This window comes from Massilia sp. CCM 8734 (assembly GCF_011682155.1).
GTDB lineage: Bacteria > Pseudomonadota > Gammaproteobacteria > Burkholderiales > Burkholderiaceae_D > Telluria_A > Telluria_A rubra.
In genome coordinates this window covers 99,063-108,992 of the sequence record NZ_WHJI01000007.1, presented here as the reverse complement: position 1 = coordinate 108,992, position 9,930 = coordinate 99,063, and the positions used below count along the sequence as shown (strand labels likewise).

At 69.1% G+C, this 9,930-nt stretch carries 8 protein-coding genes; 4 read left to right on the top strand and 4 right to left on the bottom strand.

The window, feature by feature from the left end; translation table 11 throughout:
• Positions 1 to 19 precede the first annotated feature (19 nt).
• The 4 genes from F2P46_RS09095 to F2P46_RS09080 are packed head-to-tail and all read left to right on the top strand — an operon-like array spanning position 20 to position 4,518.
• Complete coding sequence (locus F2P46_RS09095; protein ID WP_166887826.1) at positions 20 to 2,797, top strand: bpX6 domain-containing protein; 2,778 nt, start codon at positions 20 to 22, stop codon at positions 2,795 to 2,797.
• On the top strand, positions 2,785 to 3,276 hold the full coding sequence (locus tag F2P46_RS09090; RefSeq protein WP_166887824.1) for a DUF805 domain-containing protein: 492 nt from the start codon (positions 2,785 to 2,787) through the stop codon (positions 3,274 to 3,276). The genes F2P46_RS09095 and F2P46_RS09090 overlap by 13 nt, the downstream gene beginning before the upstream one ends.
• A gap of 42 nt (positions 3,277 to 3,318) precedes the next feature.
• Positions 3,319 to 4,002, top strand: coding sequence for a DUF805 domain-containing protein (locus tag F2P46_RS09085; RefSeq protein ID WP_166887821.1), 684 nt, complete (start codon positions 3,319 to 3,321; stop codon positions 4,000 to 4,002).
• 18 nt (positions 4,003 to 4,020) lie between these two features.
• The gene (locus F2P46_RS09080) at positions 4,021 to 4,518 is read left to right on the top strand and encodes a DUF805 domain-containing protein (protein ID WP_166887819.1); all 498 of its coding nucleotides are present in this window, start codon (positions 4,021 to 4,023) and stop codon (positions 4,516 to 4,518) included.
• A gap of 82 nt (positions 4,519 to 4,600) precedes the next feature.
• Here the strand turns inward: F2P46_RS09080 and F2P46_RS37575 are convergent, their stop codons facing one another.
• Genes F2P46_RS37575 through F2P46_RS09060 form a run of 4 tightly spaced genes read right to left on the bottom strand, consistent with a single transcriptional unit; the run spans position 4,601 to position 9,926 of the window.
• Entirely contained in the window at positions 4,601 to 5,920 is a 1,320-nt protein-coding gene (locus F2P46_RS37575) for a DUF58 domain-containing protein (protein ID WP_166887816.1), read from the bottom strand.
• On the bottom strand, positions 5,913 to 6,905 hold the full coding sequence (locus F2P46_RS09070; RefSeq protein WP_166887814.1) for a MoxR family ATPase: 993 nt from the start codon (positions 6,903 to 6,905) through the stop codon (positions 5,913 to 5,915). Before F2P46_RS09070 ends, F2P46_RS37575 begins: the two co-directional genes overlap by 8 nt.
• Complete coding sequence (locus F2P46_RS09065) at positions 6,895 to 8,307, bottom strand: DUF4350 domain-containing protein (RefSeq protein ID WP_166887811.1); 1,413 nt, start codon at positions 8,305 to 8,307, stop codon at positions 6,895 to 6,897. Before F2P46_RS09065 ends, F2P46_RS09070 begins: the two co-directional genes overlap by 11 nt.
• Positions 8,304 to 9,926, bottom strand: coding sequence for a hypothetical protein (locus F2P46_RS09060; RefSeq protein ID WP_166887808.1), 1,623 nt, complete (start codon positions 9,924 to 9,926; stop codon positions 8,304 to 8,306). Before F2P46_RS09060 ends, F2P46_RS09065 begins: the two co-directional genes overlap by 4 nt.
• Between the last annotated feature and the right edge of the window lie 4 nt (positions 9,927 to 9,930).

The following is a 9,930-nucleotide window of genomic DNA, read 5'->3' as shown; positions in this document are numbered from 1 at the left end:
ATTCCCGATAGAGGTCCGTATGGATATTGAAATTCGCCAACCGCTGTTTTGCGGCTACCTTGAAGTACGCGCGCTGTGGTTCGACTTGCCACTGCTGGGCGAGGCCGAGGCGCGCCGGCGCGTGCTGGGACACTGGCAGGCCGGATCGCAGCTGTTCCTGGCCGCGGGCGGCTATCTGCTGGCCTGGCCGGCGCCGCGCTGGCGGCATGTGGAAGCGCTCGACGCGCTGGCGCTGTGCCGGGTTGGTGAAGTGCTCAGCAGCGCGCCGCTGACGGCGGCCGAACTGGACGCGCTTCCGGCCGGCGCTTACTGGCTGGTGCGGGGCGGGGTGGCGCAAGCGGCGGTGCCACAGGCGCGCGTCGATCCCGCGCCGTGGCTGGCGCTGGACGCGATCGCGCTGCGCCAGCCGCTGGCGCCGCCGCCTCCACCGGTCGAGTTGACCATGCAGGTCCCGATGGCGCTGGGCGACGTGCTGGGCGAGGCCATGCCCGTGCGCAGTGCCGACAGCATCGGGTTCGCGCGCAAGGAGATCGAGCGCATCGAACGGGACGGGGAGGGGACGGGCGTGCCGGAGCCGTCCGGCGCGCGCGCCGCCGCGCTGGCGGCCGGCGTGGCGCTCGGCGTGCTTGGCCTGCTGGCGCGCGGCCTGGGCGCCGGCGGCGCGGCGGGTGCGGGGCAGGGCACAGGGTACGTTCCGGCGTATGGCGCTGGAACGGGAACGGGGACTGGCAAGGGCGCGGCCAAGGGGCCGGGGCAGGACGGCGGCGCGGGGCAAGGCAAGCGCGCCGGGCCGGGTCCATGGGCGCGCCGCCTGTCGGCGCTGATGGCGCGCCTGGCGTCGCTGACCCGGGTGTCGAAAGTGCTGGGCTGGCGCCAGGCCACCTATCTCCAGCAACTGTTCGACCTGTTTGACAAGGGCGACCTGGCCGAAGCGCTGCGCCACGCGGTGCCGATCGATACGATCGGCGGCGGGGCGTCGCGACCGGCCCTGGGCAGGCCGCGTCCGCGCACCAGCTTGACCGTGAGCGGCCCGAGTCCCTCCGCGCCGTCGATCAACTTCGCGGAAGACCTGGTGACGCAGCTGCGCGCAGCCTACCGGCGCAGTTTCGAGCGGCTCGACCGCGAAGGGCGGATCGACGAAGCCGTGTACGTGCTGGCCGAGCTGTTGCAGTGTCCCCTGGAAGCGGTCACCTATCTCGAAAAGAAGGAGCGCTATCTGCAGGCGGCGCAACTGGCCGGCACGGTGGAACTGGCGCCAGCGGTGGCGGTGCGGCTGTGGGTTCTGGCCGGCGATATCGAGCGCGCGGTGCGCGTTGCGCGCCTGCACAACGATTTCGACGCCGCCGTGCGCCTGCTCGAGGGCCGCGACAGCGAGCACGCCGCGCCGCTGCGGCGCGCCTGGGCCGAGTACCTGGCCGCGCGCGGCGACCTGATGGCGGCGATCGATGTCATCTGGCCCTTGCCCGAGCATCATGCGCTGGCGCTGGGCTGGCTGGTGCAGGCCGAACGCAGCGGCGGCACGCTGGGCATGCAGGCGCTGGCGCGCAAACTGGCGCTGATGCCGGGCACCTTGCGCTCGAGCGCGGTGGCGATCGACGCGCTGCTGGCGGCGCCCGGCGAGGAAGGCGTGCAGCGGCGCGCGCGCCTGGCGGTGGCGCTGGTCGGCGCCCTGCCGGCCTCGGACGCCACGCGCCGGGTGGCGGGCGCGCTGCTGCGCAAGGTGTTGCCGGAACGGATGGAAGGCTTGAGCCGGCTCGACAAAACGGTGCTGATGCAACTGACCGACCTGGCCGCCAACGACGCGCTGCGCGCCGACCTGCCGCTGTTTTCGACCAAGGACGCGCAAGCGGCGCCGGGCATGCCGCTCAGCGGGCGCAGCGCGCCGCTGGTGGTGAGCCCGGAGGAACGCGGCCTGATGCCGATCCACGACGCGCGCGCGCTGCCGGACGGCGACTATCTGCTGGCGCTGGGCGAGAGCGGGGTGGTGCGGATCGGGCGCGACGGCGTGCAGCTGGCCCATTATCCGGTGCCGGCCGCGCACCTGGTGATCTCGCACAACGGCAAGCGCGCGCTGGCGCTGATGGCGCGCGAGCGCACATACCGGGTCAGCCGCCTGGACCTGATCAGCGGCGCCGTGTCGGACTGGCTGACGCTGGAACTGACGCACTGGTCGCTCGATTACGATGGCGTGTCCTGGAACGTGGCGCTGGAGCGGCGCCTGGCGGTGCTCGACACGAGCGCGCCGCAGCAAAGCATCGTCTGGCAGGTGGCGGACTTGCCGGGACCGATTGTCGGCTATGCCGACCGGGCCGGCGCGCTGACGCTGCTGCTGAAGGTGGACGACGGCATCGAGCAGTGGTCGTACGAGCAGCCGGGCCGCCATCTGCGCCAGCGCGACTGGTGGAACGACATCGCCTGGCACGAGGGCATGTCGATCCTGCCCGGCGCGGCGGGCGAGGCGCCGTATCTGGTGAGCGCCGACTGGATGAATGAGCAACTGCTGGTCGCCCAGCATGGCAAGCCGAAGCCGGTGACGGTGGCGCTGGAGTCGAACACGCCGCTCACCGTGATCATCGACGGCAAGTGGCTGGTGCTGATGGTGGCGGTGGAACAGGCGGTCCGCTGCCAGATCGCGACCCTGGCCGATGGCAAGGTGCGCGCGCGCGTCGAGTTGGCGCAGGACGATGCCGCGCGTTTCAGTTTTCACGACGGGCGCCTGCTGGTGTTCGACCGGGCCGGGCGCCTGGTCGACATCGATTGCGCGTCCGGCCTGGCGCACAGCCTGTGCCTGAGTTGAGTAATCCCTATGCGGCGCCGGCCGGTAGCGCGCCGGGCGCAGCCTACACGGCCTCGGTGTTCGGCTTGCACGGGCGCATCGGGCGCGGGCGCTACCTGGTGTATTCGGTCTTTCCCACGTGCGCGACGCTGTTGCCGATGGCGCCGCTATTCATGCTTGCCGGCTCGTTTCCGGCTGCTCTTATGCTGGGGTTCGCGCTGCTGGCCTTGCTGTCGCACCTGCTCATCGTGGCTGCGCGCCGCCTCGACGACCTCGATCACGCGCGCCGGTGGGTCTTGCTGCTCGGGGTGCCGGGAGTCAACGTGCTGTTCGTGCTGTATCTGCTGTGCGCCCCCGGCAACCCCAACGCCAACCCGCGCGGCCCGGCGCCCACCTCGAGCGTATCGGCGTTCACCCAGGCGGCGTGCCTGGCCTGCGCGTTGCCGCCGGTCATTGTGGTGCTCTTATACGCCCTCGCCAAGTTCAAATTGCCGGTATGATATTGCCATTTTGATCTGCATGCTTCTTAGCTGGAATTGCCAATGACCAATCTGTACGCTGCGCCATCCGCCGACATGACGGCCACCGCCTATCAAGGCGACACCTATCTGCCGCGCATGTTTCAAAAGGATGGCCGCATCGGCCGGGTGCGCTATCTGGTGTACGAAATGATCGTCACCGTGCTGACCGTGGCCGCGATGAGTGCGCTGCTGACCTGGCTGATCCCGGCGTACGGGCCGATGCTCAGCATGTTCGCCATGGTGGTCTGGATTCCATCGACGGCGCTGACGCTGGTGGTCACGCGCCGCCGCCTGCATGACCTGGGCAAGTCGGGCTGGCTGGGACTGCTGCATCTGGTCCCCGTGGCGAATCTGTTTTTCGGTTTGTGGATGGTGTTCGGGCGCGGCGATCCGGATGCCAACCAGTTCGGCGTGCCGCCGGCGCCGACCACGCGGGCGCTGGTGATTGCCGCCTTCTTGATTCCGGTCGCCATCATCGCGGTCTTGCCGAGTTACCAGGACCTCCAGGAAAAGTGGATTGCCGATATGGTTCGCTTCAAGACCAATGAATTGATGAAAGAGTACAAGGCAGGCGCGGCGGCGAAGGCGGTCGCCGCCGGGGACGACGTTGACGAGGATGCCGCCGCCGCGTCGGACGACGCCAGCACCGATGGCGGGCAAGCGGCCGCGGCGCCGGAGCAGGCCGGTTCGACGCCGCCCCGGTGATCGAGGGGAGCGAGACCATTGGATAATCCCAATCCTTACGCAGCACCGGCATCGGATCTGAATCCGGTGCGGGACCCGCGCGCCAGCTACACGCCGACGCCGTTCAGCCTGGATGGGCGGATCGGCCGTTTGCGTTACCTGGTGTATGGCTTTTTGCCGGGTGTTTTGTTGCTGATGCTGGTCGCGTATCTGATCGGTCCGCTCGGACTGGTCGAGCGGCGCGCGGTGGCGCAGCTACTCGCGCTTGCGGGCGCGCTGGCCGCGCTGGCGCTTGCGCTGGCGATGACGCGGCGCCGCCTGCACGATCTGGCACGGCCGGGATGGTGGGCCTTGCTCATGCTGCTGCCGCCGGTCAATCTGCTGGCGCTTGGCTATCTGTTGTACCGGGCTGGCGACGCGGGCGGCAACCGCTACGGGCCGCCACCGTCCGAGAACACGACCTTGGTGGCGGCAGGGGTGTGGAGCATGCTGCTGCTGGGGGTGACGGCGATTGTGGCGCAGTTCGACGTCGGGTGAGGCGGTCCAGGGGGCCGGCGCGAACAGGGCAGGCGCAATGTTCACCATATCGCATCGGCTCCCCGACCCTTTGTCATTCTCTTTACAACTGCCCGCTTTCCTTGATGTCGAGGTAGCGGTTCACCAGCGCGGTGCTGAGCTGGTCGGGGGTGATATCGATCAGGCGTTCGGCGCGGATGCCGAGGCGGCGGATGGCGTCGCGCCGTTGCTGCAGGTAGTGCACCGTGGCGCTGTAGCGCAGGGCGCTGGCGAAGGTGTCGACCTGTTTCGCGCGGGTGCCGTCCATGACCTTTTCGCGCAGGCTGGCGCAGATCACCAGGTGCTTGCTCGACATCAGCTCGCAGGCCGAGCGCAGCGCCGTGTCGTCTTCGTCGCGCAGGTTGGTGATGATGACGACAAAGGCGCGCTTGCTCAGGCGGTTGAGTAAATTGCTGGCCGCTTGCAGGTAGTCCGGCGCCATTTCGGCCGGCTGCACGTCGTACACCCCGGCCAGCAGGCGATCGAGCCCGTTGCGGCCCTTGCTCGGGGCCAGCCAGCGCGTCTCTTCGCCGCCGAAGGTCATCAGGCCGACCGCGTCGCCCTGTTTCTGGGCCAGGAAGCCAAGCGTGAGCACGGCGTTGAGCGCGTGGTCGAAGTGGGTGGTGACGTCGTCGCGCGCCAGCATGCGGCGCCCGGTGTCGAGCAAGAACACGACTTGCTGGTCGCGCTCTTCCTGGTATTCGCGGGTGATCGGCTTCTGGCGCCGCGCGGTCGCTTTCCAGTCGATCGAGCGCATGCTGTCGCCATCGCGGTATTCGCGCAGCTGGCGGAAATCGGTGCCTTCGCCGCGCCGGCGCTTGCGGATCGCGCCGGCCGCCGGGGCGCGCCTATCGGTCGCCGACAGGGTGTGGCCGAGCAGCTTGGAAAAATCGGGGAATACCTTGATGCTGCTCGATTCGCCGAGGCGGTGCATGCGCTGCCACAGGCGCAGCGGCGAGCGCACGCGCAGGTGGGCCGCCCCGAAACTGGCCGGGCCGCGCTGGTCGGGACACAAGGTATAGGTGACGGCGGCGTAGGCGCCGGGCGCGATTGCGCTGGCGTGGGGCAGGCCCTGCATGCCCCAGCTGGTGGGATAGTCGTCGTACAGGTCGAGCGCGAGCGCGCGCCCGCCGTCGTTATGCAGTTTGAGCGTGACCTTGTTCCAGGTCCCGACCGGCCACACGCCGGCCAGCTCGCGTTCGACCCGCAACTGCGGCGTGCTGCGCGAGAGCCAGGCGTCGGCGCAGGCGGCCACCAGCGCGGCCAGCCCGGCGCCTTGCCACAGCGGCAGCAGCGCCGGCACGTGGCTGGCGGCTGCGCCCAGCAGCGCCCAGCCGCCGGCGACTAGCAGCAGGGTGCGCGACGGCATCAAGGCGTCAGCCACGCGGAGCGGCGATTTCTTCGATCAGGCCAAGCAGCAGGTCGTCGCTGGAGAGGCCATCGAGTTCGCTTTCCGGGGATACCGCGATGCGGTGGCGCAGCACCGGCAGGGCGGCCGATTTGATGTCGTCGGGCGTGACGTAATCGCGCCCGGACGTCAAGGCCATGGCGCGCGCCATGCGCACCAGCGCGATGCACCCGCGCGGGCCGGCGCCGATGGCGATGCCGGGCCAGTCGCGCGTGGCGCGCACCAGCCGCACGGCGTAGGCGGAGACGGCGTCGTCGACGCGGATCTTGGCCACCAGTTGCTGCAGCACGACGATGGTTTCGGGCTTGACCAGGGTGGCCACCTGGTTCACGTCCAGGCCGTCGCCGACGCGGTCGCGCGTGACCATGCGCAGCATCTGTTCTTCTTCCTCGACGCTCGGATAGTCGATCCGCACCTTGATCAAGAAGCGGTCCAGCTGCGCTTCCGGCAGTGGGTAGGTGCCTTCGTTCTCCAACGGATTTTGCGTCGCCAGCACCATGAACGGCGGCGGCAGCTGGTGCGATTCGCCTTCGATCGTCACCTGGCGCTCCTGCATCACTTCGAGCAGCGAGGACTGGGTCTTGGCCGGGGCGCGGTTGATTTCGTCGGCCAGCAGCAGGTGCGAGAACACGGGGCCCTTGCGCACGCTGAAGGACTGGCTCTTCATGTCGTAGACCGCATGGCCCATGACGTCGGCCGGCATCAGGTCGGGCGTGAACTGGATGCGCGAAAAGTCGCCCGAGAAGGTCTTGGCCAGCGCCTTGACCAGCAAGGTCTTGCCCAAACCCGGCACGCCTTCGATCAGCACGTGGCCGCCAGCCAGGCAGCAGGCCAGCACCTGGTCGACGACGGCCTGCTGGCCGATCACGGCGCTGCGGATTTCTTCGCGCATGCGCTGGACGATGCCGATCGCCTGGGCGAGGCGGTCGGCCGGAATGGCGGTGGCGGTGCTATCGTTCATAGTGATTTCTCAGTGTTTGTAGGGTGCGGATCTGGCGTGTGAATCGGGTGACGTGGCTGGCCGCATCCTGCTGCAGGGCCTCGCTGACGTCGGCTTCGGGAAGGGCGCAGGTGCGCGCCAGGGTGGCCCACAGTTCGCCCTCGGGCATGCGGAACAGGGCCGGGACGCGGCGCCGGATCAGCGCCAGCGTGTCGTCGCGCGCCGCGTCGAGCAGCACCTGGCGCCCGCCGTCGGCTTTCCACAGCCAGGCGCCGGAGGCGTCGATATGTTCGAGCAGCGAGCGGCGCTCGGCCTTGGGCACCGGCAGGAGCGGGCCGAAACGGCGCAGCGCGCTCCACAGCAGCAGCGCCAGGCAGACCGCCAGGCTGATCAAGACCAGCTTGTAGTGGCGCCACAGCGCCTTGTACCACGGCAGCACGTTGAGGCGCTTGACGATGGTGACGTGCTTGCCCGGCGTGAGTTCGGTCAGCGCCAGCAGTAGCTGGGCGTGGTCGCGCTGCGGCAGCTTGCTGTTGGTGAAGTAGCCGTCCGCGACCAGCACGATGCGGCCTTTGCCTTCGGCGTACACGCGCACCGCGCCGCCATCGTCGTCGCTCCACAGCGGGGCGACGGCGCCTTGCAGGCTGACCATTTCGGTGGTGCCGGCGTCGAGTTCGAGCGCGTAGCTCTTGCCGGGCAGGGTCAGGTGGCTCAGTGCCAGTTCGCGCGCCTGCCTGGCGGCGGCGATCGCCTCCGGCTTTTTCTTGTCCTTCTCGTCCGGTTCGGTGCGGCACTTGCAGGCCAGCGCATCGGTGCGCGCGCGCACCCCGAAGTGGTCGGTGAGCGGGTCCTTGTCGTTGTCGTCCGGGTCGGCGCTGGCTTCATCGTCGGCGCTGTTTTCTTCGGCGGTGTCGTCCGCCGTCGCTGGCGCTTCGTCGGTGGTGCTGGCGTCTTCGCCGGCGGCCGCTGGCGACGCCTCTTCTTCCGCTTCTTCTTCTGGCTCTTCTTCCTGCTCTTCTTCCACTTCCTCGTCGTCGCTGGCGTCCGTCTCCACGACCAGCGCTCTTTCGGCGGGCGAGATCCAGCGCGGTTCGGCGATCAGCGTATTGCCGCGCCTTACCCACTCAAGCAGTTCGCGCGCCTGGTCGGGCGTGGCGGTGCCGGAAGCGCCGCTGACGATCATGGTGCCGGCCCCGGTCTGGGGCACCACCAGTTCGCCCAGCGAGCCGGCGCCATTGACGCTGCGGCCGTTCTGGCGCAACAGGCGCGTCGCGGCCAGCATCGGATCGGCCGAGGCCAGGCTCGACTCGCGTTGCACCGAGGTCCAGCGCAGTTCCATCTGGTCGTGCCACCACCAATAGCCGAGGGCGCCGAGGATCAGCAGGGCGAACGCGATCAGGATACCTTTTGTGCTGTCGTTCATGGCGTTACCTCGCGCCTTGCGCCGAATTGGGTGTCCCAGGCGGCGCAGCAGGCCAGCAGGGCGTCGTCGTTCGGCCAGCGGGCGGCGTAGGCGCCGTTAAGCCAGAGCGTGGTGGCGCTGTCGGCCACGTCGAGCCGGCCGCGCGTCAGTTGACCGCGCTCCCCGGCCTGGCGCGCCAGGCGCAGGCAGTCGCCTTCGGTATTGCCCTGGCGCAGGGCCAGCGCATCTTCCGTCACCAGGCGCGACAGGGTGGCGCGGTACAGCAAGGCCAGCGCGGCGCGCTGTTCGCCCCTGGCCCAGAAGGCGCGCACCTCGCTCGTCACGTCCGGCGGCAGCGATTCGGCGCGGATGTTCAGGCCGCCGATTTCGGTTGCCACGCGCACCTTGGCGCCACGCTCGAAGGCGGGCAGGTGGTGACGGTAGCGGTACAGCAGCCAGCCCACCAGGCCGATGGCGAACGCGATGACGAGCACCTTGAAGATGTCGGCGGCGAAGTTCATATTGGCCGAAGGAAAATCGAAGTCGCGGTCCTTGTCCTTCTTCTTTTCTTCGTCCGGCTTGCTCTTTTCCTTCAGGTGCCAGGTTTCGATGCAATCATAGCCGCGCAGCTCGTCTGTGCCGTACAACTGCTCGATCTGCTTGCGCACGCCGGCTTGTTCGGGCGCGAGCAGCGGGCCGCGTTCGGGCTGGCGCGGGCCGTCCTCGGGCGGTTTGCACTTGGCCGGGGCGGCCGGCGCGCTGACAGCGGCCGGGGCGGCGAGGGCCGGCAGCGGCAGGCTGGCGCCCGACAGCAGCACGCCGGCGCCGGCCAAGGCCAGCAGCGCCGACAGCAGCGGCGCGGCACGGGTGCGCGCGGCCGGCGGCTTCATCTGGCGCAGCTTGATTTCGATATCCCACGCTTCCATGCTGGCGCGCCGGTTCAGGTAAAGGGTGAAGCAGCACGCGGTATAGACCGGCGCCATGATGGCGGTGGCCACGCCGAAGGCGCCCAGGGACATCAACGCCACCTCCAGGGTTTGCGGGACGGCGCCGTCGGCGTTGACGTACATGACGAAGGGATTGGTGGTTTTGCCGTCGCTGATAAAAATGCCGATGAAGCCGAGCACGCCGAGTTGCAGCACCACTTCGAGGTGGGCGCAGACGATGCCGAACCAGGCGGCCGCGGAGGCGGTGCCGTTGTTGCCAAGCGTGCTGCGGCGCAGATTGGCGACGCGCCCGCGCGCGCCTTCGAGCATCCAGACCGGATGCGACAGGCCGCGCCCGGGGCTGAACGGACGGCCCCAGGTCAGCAGGCGGAAGGCGCCGCCGCCGATCTGGCGCGGCCAGGCGCGCACCGCTTCCTGCCAGGTGACGGTGGTGCCGAACACCTGGCGCGAGAGCACGTACAGGGGCGCGCGTTCGAGCAGCGGCTTGAACCACCACGCCAGCAAGACCCAGGCCCAGCCCAGATCGGGCATCCAGACGGTCAGCGCGGCGCACAGCGCCAGCAGCGGCAGCCACAGGACGAGGAAAGCCATGTAGGCGGCGCTGGCGTGCGAATGCAGCAGGGAAAAGCCCAGGTCAAGCGCCTGGGCATTCGTGCGCGGGCGCAGTTCGATCTGCAGTTTATCGATTTGCATGGCG

Excerpts from the sequence above, each read along its gene's own strand:
- F2P46_RS09095 (WP_166887826.1), top strand. The coding sequence starts at position 20 with ATGGATATTGAAATTCGCCAACCGCTGTTTTGCGGCTACCTTGAAGTA.
- F2P46_RS09060 (WP_166887808.1), bottom strand. The coding sequence starts at position 9,926 with ATGCAAATCGATAAACTGCAGATCGAACTGCGCCCGCGCACGAATGCC.
- F2P46_RS09070 (WP_166887814.1), bottom strand. The coding sequence starts at position 6,905 with ATGAACGATAGCACCGCCACCGCCATTCCGGCCGACCGCCTCGCCCAG.
- F2P46_RS09085 (WP_166887821.1), top strand. The coding sequence starts at position 3,319 with ATGACCAATCTGTACGCTGCGCCATCCGCCGACATGACGGCCACCGCC.
- F2P46_RS09065 (WP_166887811.1), bottom strand. The coding sequence starts at position 8,307 with ATGAACGACAGCACAAAAGGTATCCTGATCGCGTTCGCCCTGCTGATC.